Here is a 15,957-nt window from a genome sequence, read left to right as displayed (position 1 = left end):
ATTATTTGAGAAACTATGTTACCTTTGTTATGGTAATAACAATTAAAGGAGTTTTATAATCCATTTGGGTTTTTTCTATATAATAGAAGGAAATGAAAACGTTTTATTAGAAACTGTGAGGAAGTGCGGTTTTTCTTATTGCCACGTTGTAAAAGTGATTTCACGAATTGTTCATAGTATTTTTATGTGTTTTTGTTACAATATTTAGGGAGAGGAGTGGAATGATGCAAGATATTAGTATTTTTTTAGCGTTTGGCGCCGGGTTCTTATCATTTATTTCCCCATGTTGCTTACCGCTTTATCCGGCATTTTTATCGTACATAACAGGTATGTCGGTTTCTGAATTGAAAGAAGAAAATGCAATGCTTCGCAAAAGAAGTATGATACATACAGCGTTTTTCTTACTTGGATTTTCAATTATATTTATTGCAATTGGATTTGGTACAAGTTTTATTGGAGGAATCTTTACTGACTATAAAGATTTAATTAGACAGTTAGGTGGTATATTTATCATCGTGTTCGGCTTAATTATTGTCGGGGTGTTTAAGCCGAAATTTTTAATGCAAGACCGTAAATTTACATTTAAAAATCGTCCAAGTGGCTATTTTGGATCAGTACTAATCGGATTAGCTTTTGCAGCAGGGTGGACGCCATGTACCGGACCAATTCTAGTGTCTGTAATTGGATTAGCAGCAACAAATCCAGAATCAGCAATGATATATATGATTGCTTACATACTTGGATTTGCAATCCCGTTTTTCGTACTGTCATTCTTTATTACGAAAATGTCTTGGATTAAAAGAAATAGTATGGCCTTCATGAAAGTCGGAGGATATATTATGATTGTTATGGGTGTCTTCCTATACTTTAACTGGATGACGAAAATTATCGTATATTTCTCAAGTTTATTTGGTGGTTTTACTGGTTTTTAGTATTATTCTGCGAAAATGTTGGAAATACTAACGGAAAAGCATATAATGAAAGTATATTTTGCATATAGCCACAAAAAAGGATGAGAAAATATGAACATAGTTCTTTTATCAAGTATCGTTGCTGTTTGTATGGCTGTCGGTGCGATGTTTATTCGTTTAAAAGCAGCTAAGAAACCTGCAACATTGAAAAAAATTATACTTCCACCATTTTTTATGAGTACGGGTGCATTGATGTATGTTTTTCCTGAATTTCGATTAACTCCAGCAGAAATGTTAGAAGCAATTGGTGTCGGTTTGATTTTCTCTATTTTTCTTATTAAAACATCTAAATTTGAAATTAGAGGACAAGAGATTTATTTGAAGCGTTCAAAAGCCTTTGTTTTCATATTAATTGGATTACTTGTAGTGCGGATTGTATTTAAAACCTACTTAAGTCAATCTCTTGATTTAGGACAACTTAGTGGCATGTTCTTCTTACTTGCGTTTGCGATGATTGTGTCATGGAGAATTGCAATGTATCGTTCCTTTACGAAATTACAGAAGGAAATGGAAAAAGAAGATGGTTTTTATAATGAAAAAGATATGAAGCTAACTTAAAAACTGTATATGTACCAAATAAAAAGACAGCGTCAAAGGCGCTGTCTTTTTTATCGAAAATAATATGAAGTTACTTTGCGAGTAAAGATCGATAGTTAGAATAATCAATCTTTTTTTCTTGTAGTTTTTTTATTAAAAATTTATGATCACGCTTTGGTGTGGCAATGATATATCCCTTAATAATCAAGTCTTGTGTAATTTGAGAGGCATTTTCTTGTAATGCAAGTTCCCCGATTTTGCCAGCAATCTTTGATTTTGCAACATCACGAAATAGTTCTGGAACAGGACTTACAAGCTCTTCTAACAATTGTTTTTGTTCGTCAGCCCATAAATGTCTCGTTTTATTTATGTAGTGTTCTTCCCAATCCAAAATGGACATGCCGTCTTCTTTTGGTAAACGTTTTAAAAATTTTCTGAACATAAAGTATCCACCGATAGACATAAGCCCTAATAAAATAACCGTCCATAATACAATGAACCAACTGAACCATCCTTCGAGCACGCATATCCCCCCTTAATGATAGCGGTTTTCTTTTATTCATATTATATACAGTGAGATTCATAGAAAGCAAGAACGCTTGGTCATTTTGACCAAGCGTTATAGTTTAAACGAAGTATAGTTGTTCAACACATAAATTATTATTATCGTCTTCAACATACTCAATAATAAGTGTGCCAATTTTACGATCTTTATCTTCAGTTGTGAAAATAGAGTAAGAAGTAAAACGTGTTTTTGATAGGCCGCTTATATGTGTAGGTAAAGAAATGTAGTCGTTATCGCGGAAGAATTCCATCAGTTCAATATCCTCAAATTCTTTTCGGTCAACTTGTTTGTTTGTATAGCGGCGTTGAAGTTGTTTTAAAGATTCATTCCAAGAAATTGCTTTTGTGTCGTATACCATTGTTCTATCTCCTTACTGTATGTAATTACTAAGAACATACGTTCTAATCTAGTATACTCTTTTTATTAGAAAAGGGAAAGCAAAAAATAATGTAAGCTTGGATTTCCAAGCTTACATTATTGATGCGTCCGTCATAATCTCTATTTTTCATTATAAGTTAGATATGAATAAGAAACAAGATGATATATATAATGTTGAGAGTTTTCAAGATTCTGTATATTATAGGTGTACTAAAGTGTAAGGGAATGAGAGGTGTGGCATACGTAATTTCACTGCAAGGGCCGATGGCTAGCGGAAAAACAACATTAGCAAAAAGGTTAGAAAAGAGAGGGTTTCGAGTTATATATGAAAATCCATATCCAATTGTAGAGAAGCGAAAAAAATTGAATTTAGATATGAATTCAAAAGTAGGGTTTATTATGAATCAAAAAATGTTTATGGAAGCAAAAATAAAGGAGTTTCAAAATGTGAAAGATTCAGTCGTAATTTTTGATCGCGGACCAGAAGACATTGAGTTCTTTACACTCTTTTATCCAACGATTATAGGAGAAGAGTGGGATATAGAAACTGAATTGAAAGATGAATTATATAAATTAAGAGCATGCCGTTCGGATGTGATTTTTTACTTAGATGTTACGAAAAAGAATGTATATGATAGAAAAAATAATGATAGAACAAGAAACAGAAGTACGTTTGAGGAGCAATTTAAATTAGTAGAAACTGAAAAAGACTGGTATAAAAAATTTCCTGTAACTTATGTGGACACGAATAGATTAACAGTGGACGATTTAGAGGTATATTTTATGGACTGGTTAAAGGAGAGAGGGCTATGAAAAAAATACTTTTATTTGTATACTCAACATTTGCAGAGTTTGAAATAACAGTAGCGACGGCATTGCTGAAAAATAAATATGAAATCATTACAGCGGGCTTAACTAAAGAATTGGTTATAAGTGAAACTGGATTGCAAGTGCAGCCGCATATAGAAGTAAGTGAAGTACGTGTAGATGAGTATGAGGGGATACTTATTCCAGGTGGAGAAGAAGGACAGTTGGAAGATGCAAAACCTCTTTTTTCAATCATTCGTCAATTTCATGAACAAGAAAAATTAGTGGCGGCAATTTGTGCTGGACCGTATGCACTAGCAAAAGCAGGGTTATTTAAAGGGATTTCTTATACTGCGACTATAGATTATCAAAAATTTGATTGTTTTCCAGTAGAAAATTTCGTGTATGAAGAAGTTGTGCAACACTCAAATATCATTACAGCACAAGGGCATGCATTTGTACCATTTGGAATAGCAATTGCCTCTTATTTTGGAGTGGCAGACGAACATAATACAGATTTTTATTGTGGTAAAGGTAATGTAGTAATGGAGAAACTTTTACGAGAAAACGTGTAAAAGCTAGCAAATGCTAGCTTTTTTCTTTTTGACACCGATAAATTACTAACGTTTTTGGGTCACGCCATATACCGTTATGAAGTGACAATTCATTTTCTACTTCTTCTTTTAGCCATACCTTCATTTCCGCGTGAAGGTATGTATTATCAGGTATATTTAGCGACGGAAACATGCTAGAAATATAGTTTACAATCGGAGTAGCATGATGAAAAACGAGAGCATTATGAATAACTGTTTCTTCAACAGTTGGAAAAACAGATTGTAATATCTCTTTACCGTTTTCTAAACAAAATGGAGTGACTGATGATGTTGTTTTCGGTAAATCAAATGCGTCTAACATACGGTTACACATTTCAACTATACGAGGTAGTGTAACGCTAGAATTTGTTGTAGCTAAAAGTGTTCCGCTAGGACGAATTACTTTATGGAATCCTTGAATTGTTTTTTCAACATCTTTCACATGGTATAACATATGTCTTGCAATTATTAGGTCATAACAATTTGTTTCGAAAGGGAGTTTACTAGCATCCCCTCGTTTCCATTCTATTAAGTTATTTGTTTTAGCAGCTTCAGCAAGCATAGCTTCGGATTGATCAAACCCAGTTAATGGGCCTTTATGACCATTTGTTTGTAAAAGGGAAAGGAATTTTCCACTAGCGCACCCAACCTCTAATATATTTTCTTCCCCTTGAAGTTGTAAATGTTCAATGACGATCTTATCTAAATCTACGTGTTTTTCTTCGTAATGTGTATGTGTGTCGATGCGTGTTTGTAAATGGTTGCTAACGTTATACTGACGTTTTACATCATTCATTTTGTCACATTCCACCTTTGTGCAAAATTGTTGGATTGCATGTGTTAATACATCTGTTTTCTTTAAACCTTCGTAATGGAGTGCTGATTCAAACCTTTTAAGTAATTTCTCTTCAATTCGAAAATGAATATCTTTTCGTTTTGTCACTGAAATCTCGCCCCTTTGCATCTGTTAATGAGGAGACTATAGCATGCTTGGAAAAATTGTGTAAATAATTTGTGTACACAAATGGAGGGGATGAAAAAATTGTTTGAATGTGAGTTTAAACTATTGACGATTTAAACGTTTTCATATATTCTTAAATTAAGTAATATTCAAATAATTCAAAAGAAATGAGAGAGTCACATGCTTCTTCAAGGAACACATCGAATTGGTCGTATGGCCATGCTGTTGGCACTTGCGGATGAGAATGAAAGTCCTGTATTATCCATTCCAAAAGGTTGGAAGTATTGTACGGGGAAAGTGGGTTCGATGAATTCGCAAAAGGTTGTCGCAGCAATGGAAACAGCGGCTAAAAGCAACCAAGTTATTGAAACAGACGTTTACAGAGAAACACATGCACTTTATCATGCAATTATGGAAGCTTTGTACGGAGTGACGAGAGGTCAAATTCAGTTAGCAGACGTTCTTCGTACAGTAGGACTTCGTTTTGCGATTGTGCGCGGTACACCATACGACGGAAAAAAAGAAGGCGAATGGGTTGCTGTTGCATTATATGGAACGATTGGTGCACCTGTAAAAGGATCTGAGCATGAGGCGATTGGTTTAGGAATTAATCACATATGATTTGCCCATAGTCTATTAGTTAGAAGGGGGCCTTACTTTTTTAGGACAGAAGTCTGTCTTAAAAAGATAAGGTCCCCTTTTGCCTTTTTAAGGAGGAAAAATGATGATTACGTTAACAGGACATACATTGACAGTTGAAGAAATGAAGAGGTTATTACTGGAAGGAGAAGGTGTAACAGCTTGTCCAACTAGTATGCAAAAGGTAGCGGAGTGCCGCGAAGTAGTTGAGAAAATTGTAGAGGACGGAAAAGTCGTTTACGGAATTACAACTGGATTTGGAAAGTTTAGTGATGTGCTTATCCAAAAAGATGATGTAAAGGCACTTCAACATAATTTAATTCAGTCACATGCATGTGGGATTGGTGATCCATTCCCGGAAGAAGTATCGCGTGGAATGTTAATTTTACGAGCGAACACGATGCTTAAAGGAGTATCTGGTGTTAGGCCGCTTGTTGTAAATATGCTTCTTGAGTTTGTAAACCGTAAAATTCATCCAGTCGTTCCGCAACAAGGTTCACTTGGTGCAAGTGGCGATTTAGCACCTTTATCTCATCTTGCGCTCGTATTATTAGGCGAAGGTGAAGTGTTCTATAAGGGGAAACGCGTTCATGCAATGGTTGCTCTTACAGAAGAAGGGCTTGAGCCAATTGAACTTGAAGCAAAAGAAGGTCTTGCGTTAATTAATGGTACGCAGGCGATGACAGCACAAGGAGTTCTTTCTTATATAGAAGCGGAAGCAACGGCGTATCAAGCTGAACTAATTGCTTCGATGACAATTGAAGGGTTACAAGGCATTATTGATGCATTTGATGAAAATGTTCATAAAGCACGTGGTTATAAAGAGCAAGTGGAAGTAGCGAGCAGAATTCGTGACATTCTTCATGATAGTAAATTAACAACAAAACAAGGAGAACTGCGTGTACAGGATGCCTATTCACTTCGCTGTATCCCGCAAGTACACGGTGCTTCTTGGCAAGTTTTAAATTATGTGAAAGAAAAATTAGAAATTGAAATGAATGCAGCAACAGATAATCCGCTTATCTTTGATGGTGGGGAAAAAGTAATTTCGGGCGGGAATTTCCATGGTCAACCGATTGCGTTTGCGATGGACTTCTTAAAAGTAGGAATGGCAGAACTTGCAAATATTTCGGAGCGCCGTATTGAGCGTTTAGTGAATCCGCAATTAAATGATTTACCACCATTTTTAAGTCCAGAACCAGGACTTCAGTCTGGTGCAATGATTATGCAATATGCTGCAGCGTCACTAGTTTCTGAAAATAAAACGTTGGCACATCCGGCGAGTGTAGATTCAATTCCGTCTTCTGCTAACCAAGAAGATCATGTAAGTATGGGAACAATTGCTTCACGCCATGCACATCAGATTATTCAAAATGCAAGACGTGTTCTTTCTATTGAGATGATTTGTGCGATGCAAGCAGCAGAATATCGCGGAATTGAAAACATGAGTACAGTGACGAAGAGCTTCTACCATCAAGGTCGTCAGCAGGTGCCATCTATTAAAAATGACCGTATATTCTCAACAGATATTGAAAATATTGCGCATTGGTTAAAAACGAATTATTCGATAAAAGAAAGATTAGATGTAAACGCAGCACTATAAAATGAGAAAAGGGAGAGATTGAAATGGAAAAAGTACAACAAACAATTCGCGCGCCAAGAGGTGCAGAGTTACAAACGAAAGGGTGGGTGCAAGAAGCTGCACTTCGTATGTTAATGAACAATTTAGATCCTGAAGTTGCTGAAAAACCAGAAGAATTAGTTGTATATGGCGGAATTGGCCGTGCAGCTCGTAACTGGGAAAGTTATCAGGCGATTGTAGATTCATTAAAAACGTTAGAAAGCGATGAAACGTTACTTGTTCAATCAGGAAAGCCAGTTGCCATTTTTAAATCACATGAAGATGCACCTCGCGTTTTGTTAGCGAACTCAAACTTAGTACCAAAATGGGCAAACTGGGATCACTTCCGAGAACTAGAGAAAAAAGGTCTTATGATGTACGGACAAATGACAGCTGGTAGCTGGATTTACATTGGAACGCAAGGGATTCTACAAGGAACATATGAAACATTTGGTGAAGCAGCTCGTCAACATTTCGATGGTTCATTAAAAGGTACATTAACACTTACTGCTGGTTTAGGTGGTATGGGTGGTGCACAACCTCTTGCTGTAACGATGAACGGCGGTGTTGTCATTGCTATTGATGTTGATAAGCGCAGCATCGATCGTCGTATTGAAAAGAGATACTGTGATATGTATACAGAATCATTAGAAGAAGCGTTAACGGTTGCGAACGAGTATAAAGAGAAGAAAGAACCGATTTCTATTGGTTTATTAGGAAATGCGGCAGAAATTTTACCAGAACTAGTGAAGCGCAATATTACACCAGACTTAGTTACAGATCAAACATCTGCTCATGATCCATTAAACGGTTATATTCCAGTAGGCTACACGTTAGAAGAAGCAGCGAAACTTCGTGAAGAAGATCCAGAACGCTACGTACAATTATCAAAAGAAAGTATGACAAAACATGTGGAAGCAATGCTTGCTATGCAAGAAAAAGGCGCAATTACATTTGATTACGGAAATAACATTCGCCAAGTTGCTTTCGATGAAGGTTTGAAAAATGCATTCGATTTCCCAGGATTCGTTCCAGCATTTATCCGTCCATTATTCTGCGAAGGAAAAGGACCATTCCGCTGGGTAGCACTTTCTGGTGATCCAGAAGATATTTATAAAACAGACGAAGTAATTTTACGTGAGTTCGCTGATAATGAACATTTATGTAACTGGATTCGTATGGCACGTCAACAAGTTGAATTCCAAGGGCTTCCATCACGTATTTGTTGGCTTGGTTACGGTGAGCGAGCGAAATTTGGTCGCATCATTAATGAAATGGTTGCAAATGGTGAATTATCAGCACCAATCGTTATCGGTCGTGACCATTTAGATTGTGGATCAGTAGCATCTCCAAACCGTGAAACAGAAGCGATGAAAGATGGTAGTGATGCAGTAGCTGACTGGCCAATTTTAAATGCATTAATTAATAGTGTAAACGGTGCAAGCTGGGTATCTGTTCACCACGGTGGTGGCGTTGGTATGGGTTATTCACTTCATGCGGGAATGGTTATCGTTGCAGATGGAACAGAAGCAGCAGCAAAACGAATTGAGCGCGTATTAACTTCTGACCCTGGTATGGGTGTTGTTCGTCACGTGGATGCAGGGTATGACTTAGCTGTGGAAACTGCGAAAGAAAAAGGCGTTAACATTCCGATGATGAAATAAGGAGGAGAAAACATGCTGGACACTTTACTAATAAATATCGGTCAATTACTAACAATGGATCAAGAAGATGGCTTGTTAAGACGGGAAGCGATGAACACGCTTCCTGTTATCGAAAACGGTGCGGTTGGAATTGAAAATGGTGTAATTACTTTCGTTGGAACAGCGGAAGAAGCGAAAGGATTACAAGCGAGAGAAGTTATTGATTGCGGCGGGAAAATGGTTTCTCCTGGTCTCGTTGACCCGCATACTCATCTTGTATTTGGTGGATCTCGTGAAAATGAAATCGCACTAAAACTACAAGGAGTTCCGTACTTAGAAATTTTAGAACAAGGCGGAGGCATACTTTCAACTGTAAATGCAACGAAACAGGCGTCGAAAGAAGAACTTGTTCAAAAAGCGAAATTCCATTTAGACCGTATGCTATCTTTCGGAGTTACTACTGTAGAAGCGAAGAGTGGTTACGGATTAGATGATGAGACGGAATGGAAACAATTAGAGGCAACAGCACAATTACAAAAAGAGCATCCGATCGATTTAGTTTCAACATTTTTAGGTGCTCATGCAGTTCCGAAAGAGTATAAAGGTAGATCGAAAGAATTTTTACAATGGATGTTAGACCTACTACCAGAAATGAAAGAGAAGCAATTAGCGGAGTTCGTTGATATTTTCTGTGAAACAGGTGTGTTCTCTGTAGAAGAATCAAAAGAATTTTTATTAAAAGCGAAAGAGCTTGGCTTTGATGTGAAAATTCATGCAGATGAAATCGACCCTCTTGGTGGTGCGGAAGCAGCGGCAGAAATCGGTGCAGCATCAGCGGACCATTTAGTTGGTGCTTCTGATAAAGGAATTGAAATGCTTGCAAATTCTAATACAGTAGCAACTTTATTACCAGGAACAACTTTCTATTTAAATAAAGAAAGCTTTGCTCGTGGACGTAAAATGATTGATGAAGGTGTTGCAGTTGCGTTAGCTACAGACTTTAACCCAGGTAGCTGTCCAACTGAAAATATTCAGCTTATTATGAGCATTGCGATGCTAAAATTGAAAATGACACCAGAAGAAGTTTGGAATGCCGTAACGGTTAACTCATCATATGCCATTAACCGTGGTGATGTAGCTGGGAAAATTAGAGTTGGTCGTAAGGCAGATTTAGTTTTATGGGATGCTTACAATTATGCTTACGTACCGTATCATTACGGCGTAAGTCATGTGAATACAGTATGGAAGAATGGTAATATTGCATATACAAGAGGTGAACAATCGTGGAGCACGGCCACTATTTAAAGAAAAATGCAAAGTTTATTGATCGTGAAGTGACGAAATGGAGTGAGATGATTAAAGATTGGGAGGAAGGTGTGGAAATATTCGGTGCTGCCTTAATTGGAGCACCCCTTTCTAAACCGTCTATTAGTCATTCAGGAGCGAGTTTTGCGCCAAAAACAATTCGTGCGATGTTAGATGCATATAGCACATATGCAATTACAGAAGAACACGATATGAAAGAAAGTGTCTTATATGATTGCGGCGATATTACGATGCATGTGACGGATATAAAAGAAAGTCATAAACGAATTGCGAAAACAGTTGGGCATGTAACGAAAGTAAACCCGAACATGATACCAATCGTTCTTGGCGGTGACCACTCGATTAGTTTTCCGAGTATAACAGGTTTTGCAAACAGTAAAGGAAAGGTCGGAATTATTCAATTTGATGCTCATCATGATTTACGTAATTTAGATGATGGAGGCCCGTCAAATGGTACACCATTCCGTAGTTTACTAGAAAATGATGTCATTACTGGAAAACAACTCGTTCAAATTGGAATTCGTAATTTTTCTAATGCACGTGCGTACCATGAATATGCAATAGAGCATGGTGTAACAGTGTATACAATGAAAGACGTACGAGAGCGAGAAATAAAAGATATTATCACGGAAAGTATTGAAGTATTAAGAAATCAAGGTGTGACTTCTATTTATATTTCTCTTGATATGGATGTGCTAGACCAAGCGTTTGCACCAGGTTGTCCAGCAATTGGGCCTGGTGGGATGGATAGTACGACTTTACTAGATGCGATTGAATTCCTTGGTAAAGAATCGCTCGTTCAAGGGATGGATATAGTAGAGATTGATCCAACTCTTGATTTCAGAGATATGACGAGTAGAGTAGCAGCGCAAGTGATTATGAGTTTTCTTTTAGCGAGGGAAACAGTTAGCAAACAGGTTAGTATATAGACGGAAAAGTAGATATTTATTTATGCCTTATCAAAAACACATCACTACTTAAATGTAGTGATGTGTTTTTGTGTTAAAGGAGAATGAATGTGTGTGGAACCGTTAATGGAATTGCGATTTTTATAGTGTATTGTGTAAATTTAATTTCTTGCTTCTGAAGTATTGACTCGTAAAATAATTTTATGATAAAATAAAAATTTTGCTAAAAAACTAAAAGTGTGTTAAGCTTGAGAAGGTTACCATATATGGAGGTGGATTATTTGTTTCAAATTGGCGATAACATTGTTTATCCAATGCAGGGAGCAGGTATAATTAAAGCCATAGAAGAGAAGGAAATCTCAGGAGAAAAACAACAGTATTATGTTATAAAAATGTCGGCTAGTAATATGGAACTAATGATTCCAGCAGGGAGAATATTGAATTCGAATATACGACCAGTTACGGATATAACCGCATTAGCACACATAATGGATATTTTTCAACATGGGGAATCAGATAGATTACTTACGTGGAAACAAAGGTATAAATTGAACACTGATAAAATAAAGACGGGTAAAATGCAAGAAGGTGCTGAAGTTGTGCGTGATTTAATGCGTATACAGAAAGAAAAAGCACTTAATGCAAGCGAAAAGAAGATGTTAGATAACGCATATGAATTTTTGATTAGTGAACTGGGATTAATTGAAGGTATCACAGAAAATCAGATAAAAAGCTTTTGTTAAGGTTCATTACAAATAATGTATTATATCCCAAAAAAGATCTTGAATTTTTTGGGAACATAATTATAGAAAATTTATCATTTCAAAGACATTCAACTCTTTCAAACCACTTTTAGAGCATTACCTCTATTGTTATTACTACAATCAAATCCATTTTTATTTTTTAATTTCATTTATGAATGTTCGAAGTTTAATTGAATACTTCGATAAAATAGTTACTTGATTTTTGCAATCCTGATTCACACTGGCACGGACGAGGAGCCGTAAGGATGAAAGAGAGGTAGGGCTTTCATTGTTTTAGGTATATAAGTTATTATTTTTAGAAGAATACTGAACCATTTTCACTTCTATTGATAAGGTGTTTTTTATTAAAGAGATAAACGAATTGACAGCCATATATGGTCAACAAAAAAGGTTTCCTCCTAAGGAAACCTTTTTAATATTATTTATAGCATTTTATTTTTTGGATATTCGAATTTTTTATTGTAAAGTCGTAAAAATTGACGTTACTATCTAAAAGTAAGTATGATGCGATTATAGTAAGATTTTTTAGGGGGAAGAAAAATGACAAGTTCAAGTAATAAAGCAGCGAGTATTTATGAAGGAACAAATGTAAATGCTGGGGGATTTTTTGAAAACGTTGAAGAAACAAAGTTGTTTGATCCAATTCAAGTTGGAACTTGGTCTCTTCGTAATCGTATAGCGATGGCACCGATGACAAGATGCTTTGCAGATAATGAGACTGGAGCAGTTGGTGCTGATGTAGTGGAGTACTACAGAAAACGTGCTGCGGATGGAATAGGACTAATTATTACAGAAGGAATTGTCATTAGTCCGAGAGCAAAAGGAAACCCAGGAGTACCAGGTATTTATACACAAGAACAAATCGATTCTTGGAAACCTGTTACAGAGGCAGTACATAAAGAAGGCGGGACGATTATTGCTCAAATATGGCATGTTGGGCGTATGAGTCATCATGAAATAATTGGTGGTCAAATGCCACAAGCACCGTCGGCTATCGCTGCAGAGGGGAATGTTCCACGCTTTCGTAAACCGTTTGATACGCCAGAAGCAATGACGTTAGAAGAAATACAAGAAGTGATCGGTCAATACGCACAAGCTGCGAAAAATGCGATCGAAGCTGGATTTGATGGAGTAGAAATTCACGGTGCACACGGATATTTAATCGATCAATTTACGTATGAGTTTGCGAATAAGCGAACAGATAAATATGGCGGTGATTTAAAACAAAGGTTAACGTTTATGAAAGAAGTAACGGCGGCTGTAATAGAAGCTGTTGGAGCTAATAAAACACTTCTTCGTTTCTCTGCTTTCAAAGGTGATAATCCTACTTATATGTGGGAAAACCCTGAGTTTGCAATTGAAACGTTCATAAATATGTTTAAAGAGGTTGGGTTAACGATGATCCATCCTTCAACGATGAATTATACGCAAGAGATTGCTGACGGAAAGAATTTTCATCAACTAGTAAGAAAATATTGGGATGGTACGATTGTTGGGGTTGGTAATTTAAATCCGAAAGAGGCCGAAGAAGCGTTGCAAGAAGGAACGATTGATGTAGCGGCATTCGGAAGACCGTTAATTGCTAATCCAGACTTTGTTCATCGAATTAAACACGCTGAAAGTTTAGTTGAATATGACGCGAAAGAGCATCTTGCTACGTTAGTATGAATAAAGATAAAAGGAGAGCACATCGAGTGTTCTCCTTTTATTATGGAATTTCATAGGGGGAAGCGGGATGAGTGAAACGCTACTCGTTATTATTAGTATATTACTATTTTTAATGTTGCTTTTAATCGTCTTTTTTATCATTACATTTTTTATAAAAAAACGAACATACCATTCTATTTTAAAATTACATCCGTACTTAGGAAGAATGCGCTACTTACTGGAAAAGATAGGGCCTGAATTTCGACAATATTGGTTTGATCATGATACGGATGGAAAGCCTTTCTCACGTTATGATTTTCAAAGTGTTATGTTTTTAGCGAAATATCGCTCTGAAATACTTGGTTTTGGATCAAAACGAGATTTTGAAGCTTCTGGATATTATATTGCTAATACATTATTTCCGATATTAACTGAGGAATTAAGTGTGAATCTCACGCAAGAGCGGGAAGGTAAAAAGTACGTGATTCATAAAGAAGGGTTATTTTCAAGAAGAGAAAAATTGACAGCGGATACAACGAATCTTTGGCTGTACGAAGAAGATGATGCAATTATAGTCGGTGAGAACCGTAAATATCCGTGGAAGCTACATGGCATGTTTGGTGCATCTGCGACTTCTTACGGTGCGATTGGAGAAAATTATATTTTAGCGAGTGGTTTTGGAGCAAAAATGGCAGGCGGATCGTGGATTAATACGGGTGAAGGTGGCGTTATTCCAGAACATTTACATACAGGAGCGAATATCGTTGCGCAAATTGGTCCAGGGTTATTTGGATACCGTGATGAAGACGGTAATTTTTCAATGGGAAAATTCATGGAGAAAGCGAAAGAAAGTAATATTAGAGCATTCGAATTGAAATTTGGGCAAGGTGCTAAAATACGTGGTGGTCATTTAGAGGGACAAAAAGTAAATGAGAAAATTGCTTTTGTTCGCAACGTCCGAAAGGGAGAGACGATTAATTCACCGAATCGATTTTCATTTTTAAAGAATGCAGCGGATACACTTTGTTTTATTCAACAGTTGCAAGAAAACAGCGGTAAACCAGTTGGAATGAAAATTGTAATTGGTCAGCAGGAGCCTTTGGAAGATTTAATAAAAACAATGAAAGAACTAAACATTTACCCAGATTTTATTACAATCGACGGTTCAGAAGGCGGGTCAGGGGCAACGTATAAATCGATGGCAGATTGTATGGGACTGCCGCTTATTCCAGCATTACTTACATTTATTGATACAGCAAACCATTATGGTGTCCGTAACAAGTTTAAAGTATTTGCATCGGGTAAATTAATCACACCAGATAAAGTGGCGATTGCTTTAGCGATTGGGGCGGATGCTGTAAGTTCAGCCCGTGGGTTTATGATGGCAAGTGGCTGTATTATGGCCCTTCAATGTAATTCTGGTCAATGTCCATCTGGTGTAGCCACGACGAATCCGCATTATCAAAAAGCGTTAGATCCGTATGAGAAGAAGTGGCGAGTCATGAATTATATTATTAGTATGAGATATAGTTTATTTTCATTAGCGGCAGCGGCGGGAGTGAAGAGCCCGCGCCATTTAACTAGAGAGCATATTGTGTTTAAAGACGAGGTGGGGAGAGTAGTTCCTCTTTCGGAATTGTTTCCTATAGTAAATCAAACCTAAAAGTATATTTGATGTGTAAGATTTTTTAGAGGAATAATTATATTTTTGGAAAAATTAGGAGTATAATAGGGGAGTATTTTTGAAAATGACTATTTTTGGGGAGAGATTCACTTGCAGCAAGGTTCGTACAGTATTACAATTTTTTTACTCGTCATAGGGCTCGTTATATTTAGACGCATGCGCTCTATGAATCGACCAATTAATAATAAAGGAAGACGACTACTATTGCCATTATTCTTCTTATTACCAGGTTTTTCTTTATACGCAGCAGCTATACAACTTGCTGGTTGGCAAATTGGTATAGCTGCTGGGATCGGACTGTTATTGTCAATTCCACTTATTATTTTAAGTGGGTATGAAGTCAGAGAAGATGGTCAAATTTATGCAAAAAAAGTATCGCTTTTATTGCTACATTTTTAGTTATCGTTCTTTTACGTGCTTATTTTAGAAGACATTTACAAGGTCTAGATCCAAAGTCAATCGGCATTCTTTTCTACACTCTTGCGGTTTGTTATATAGTACCTTGGCGTATTGGATGCTATATGAAATTTCGTAAAGTATATGTAGAGAAAGCAAAATTTGAGACGTCAATAAGCTAAAAGTCATACATTTGTATGGCTTTTAGTTTTTAAAATTTATCGGGTAAAGGAATGAAAATAAGGTGTGAAAAAACACTCTTTAATTTTCTGAATATTATTACTTTAATTTCTTGAAAAATCATTGTAATCCACTGGGATAAAGGCGTTTATAAAGGTTTTCACATGTAATGAAAAGTGCTCGTTCACTTGAAAGAACAAAAAATGTTTGTTAAGGTAGGGAACCATAAGTGAAAACAAGAAAAATGAAAGTAAGGACTTATTGACAATAAAAAATAAGTAACTTATAATAAATCTTGAGTTCGAGATAAATAATGTTCATAATGAAAATTTATTAT

At 36.4% G+C, this 15,957-nt stretch carries 16 protein-coding genes and 1 pseudogene; 14 read left to right on the top strand and 3 right to left on the bottom strand.

Features of this window, described 5'->3' with window-relative positions:
* Positions 1-58: 58 nt before the first annotated feature.
* The 3 genes from ACQGSG_RS20145 (at position 59) to ACQGSG_RS20135 (ending at position 1,529) form a co-directional block, all read left to right on the top strand.
* Positions 59-208 carry a peptidase T gene (locus ACQGSG_RS20145; RefSeq protein WP_071686460.1) on the top strand — a complete coding sequence of 50 codons (150 nt, stop codon included), beginning with the start codon at positions 59-61 and terminating at the stop codon, positions 206-208.
* A gap of 16 nt (positions 209-224) precedes the next feature.
* Positions 225-932, top strand: coding sequence for a cytochrome c-type biogenesis protein CcdA (gene ccdA / locus ACQGSG_RS20140; RefSeq protein WP_001152676.1), 708 nt, complete (start codon positions 225-227; stop codon positions 930-932).
* A gap of 90 nt (positions 933-1,022) precedes the next feature.
* Positions 1,023-1,529 carry a CcdC family protein gene (locus tag ACQGSG_RS20135; RefSeq protein ID WP_001028440.1) on the top strand — a complete coding sequence of 169 codons (507 nt, stop codon included), beginning with the start codon at positions 1,023-1,025 and terminating at the stop codon, positions 1,527-1,529.
* Between the two features lie 70 nt (positions 1,530-1,599).
* Here the strand turns inward: ACQGSG_RS20135 and ACQGSG_RS20130 are convergent, their stop codons facing one another.
* Together ACQGSG_RS20130 and ACQGSG_RS20125 are read right to left on the bottom strand one after the other, a co-directional pair.
* Positions 1,600-2,031: a DUF2621 domain-containing protein gene (locus ACQGSG_RS20130; RefSeq protein WP_000889373.1), complete on the bottom strand. Its 432-nt coding sequence runs from the start codon at positions 2,029-2,031 to the stop codon at positions 1,600-1,602.
* Between the two features lie 103 nt (positions 2,032-2,134).
* On the bottom strand, positions 2,135-2,431 hold the full coding sequence (locus ACQGSG_RS20125) for a hypothetical protein (RefSeq protein WP_098877472.1): 297 nt from the start codon (positions 2,429-2,431) through the stop codon (positions 2,135-2,137).
* 245 nt (positions 2,432-2,676) lie between these two features.
* Here ACQGSG_RS20125 and ACQGSG_RS20120 point away from each other — a divergent pair, with 245 nt between their 5' ends.
* Both ACQGSG_RS20120 and ACQGSG_RS20115 read left to right on the top strand, forming a co-directional pair.
* On the top strand, positions 2,677-3,264 hold the full coding sequence (locus ACQGSG_RS20120) for an AAA family ATPase (protein ID WP_001986424.1): 588 nt from the start codon (positions 2,677-2,679) through the stop codon (positions 3,262-3,264).
* On the top strand, positions 3,261-3,833 hold the full coding sequence (locus ACQGSG_RS20115) for a DJ-1/PfpI family protein (RefSeq protein ID WP_044584768.1): 573 nt from the start codon (positions 3,261-3,263) through the stop codon (positions 3,831-3,833). Before ACQGSG_RS20120 ends, ACQGSG_RS20115 begins: the two co-directional genes overlap by 4 nt.
* A gap of 13 nt (positions 3,834-3,846) precedes the next feature.
* Here the strand turns inward: ACQGSG_RS20115 and ACQGSG_RS20110 are convergent, their stop codons facing one another.
* Positions 3,847-4,794, bottom strand: a complete 948-nt coding sequence (locus ACQGSG_RS20110; protein ID WP_142338744.1) for a class I SAM-dependent methyltransferase — start codon at positions 4,792-4,794, stop codon at positions 3,847-3,849.
* 198 nt (positions 4,795-4,992) lie between these two features.
* Here ACQGSG_RS20110 and hutP point away from each other — a divergent pair, with 198 nt between their 5' ends.
* The 9 genes and pseudogenes from hutP to ACQGSG_RS20065 all read left to right on the top strand — a co-directional run.
* Positions 4,993-5,433, top strand: coding sequence for a hut operon transcriptional regulator HutP (hutP, locus tag ACQGSG_RS20105; RefSeq protein WP_000926516.1), 441 nt, complete (start codon positions 4,993-4,995; stop codon positions 5,431-5,433).
* A 103-nt stretch (positions 5,434-5,536) separates the two neighbouring features.
* Positions 5,537-7,054: a histidine ammonia-lyase gene (gene hutH / locus ACQGSG_RS20100; protein WP_000631875.1), complete on the top strand. Its 1,518-nt coding sequence runs from the start codon at positions 5,537-5,539 to the stop codon at positions 7,052-7,054.
* Positions 7,055-7,077: 23 nt separating this feature from the next.
* Positions 7,078-8,736, top strand: coding sequence for a urocanate hydratase (gene hutU, locus ACQGSG_RS20095; protein ID WP_098877470.1), 1,659 nt, complete (start codon positions 7,078-7,080; stop codon positions 8,734-8,736).
* Between the two features lie 12 nt (positions 8,737-8,748).
* On the top strand, positions 8,749-10,020 hold the full coding sequence (hutI, locus tag ACQGSG_RS20090; protein WP_000887540.1) for an imidazolonepropionase: 1,272 nt from the start codon (positions 8,749-8,751) through the stop codon (positions 10,018-10,020).
* The gene (gene hutG / locus ACQGSG_RS20085; protein WP_000399828.1) at positions 9,999-10,970 is read left to right on the top strand and encodes a formimidoylglutamase; all 972 of its coding nucleotides are present in this window, start codon (positions 9,999-10,001) and stop codon (positions 10,968-10,970) included. The genes hutI and hutG overlap by 22 nt, the downstream gene beginning before the upstream one ends.
* Before the next feature lie 260 nt (positions 10,971-11,230).
* The gene (locus tag ACQGSG_RS20080; protein ID WP_170317877.1) at positions 11,231-11,692 is read left to right on the top strand and encodes a CarD family transcriptional regulator; all 462 of its coding nucleotides are present in this window, start codon (positions 11,231-11,233) and stop codon (positions 11,690-11,692) included.
* A gap of 561 nt (positions 11,693-12,253) precedes the next feature.
* On the top strand, positions 12,254-13,381 hold the full coding sequence (locus ACQGSG_RS20075; protein WP_000204590.1) for an alkene reductase: 1,128 nt from the start codon (positions 12,254-12,256) through the stop codon (positions 13,379-13,381).
* 67 nt (positions 13,382-13,448) lie between these two features.
* Entirely contained in the window at positions 13,449-15,023 is a 1,575-nt protein-coding gene (locus tag ACQGSG_RS20070) for an FMN-binding glutamate synthase family protein (protein WP_098605099.1), read from the top strand.
* A gap of 177 nt (positions 15,024-15,200) precedes the next feature.
* Positions 15,201-15,523 (top strand): annotated as a pseudogene (locus tag ACQGSG_RS20065) (CcdC protein domain-containing protein); the annotation flags it as partial.
* Positions 15,524-15,957 lie beyond the last annotated feature (434 nt).

The organism is Bacillus sp. GMa5/1 (assembly GCF_050172015.1).
Taxonomy (GTDB): domain Bacteria; phylum Bacillota; class Bacilli; order Bacillales; family Bacillaceae_G; genus Bacillus_A; species Bacillus_A cereus.
The sequence above is the reverse complement of the archived record's forward strand: the minus strand, read 5'-3'. Positions and strand labels throughout refer to the sequence as shown.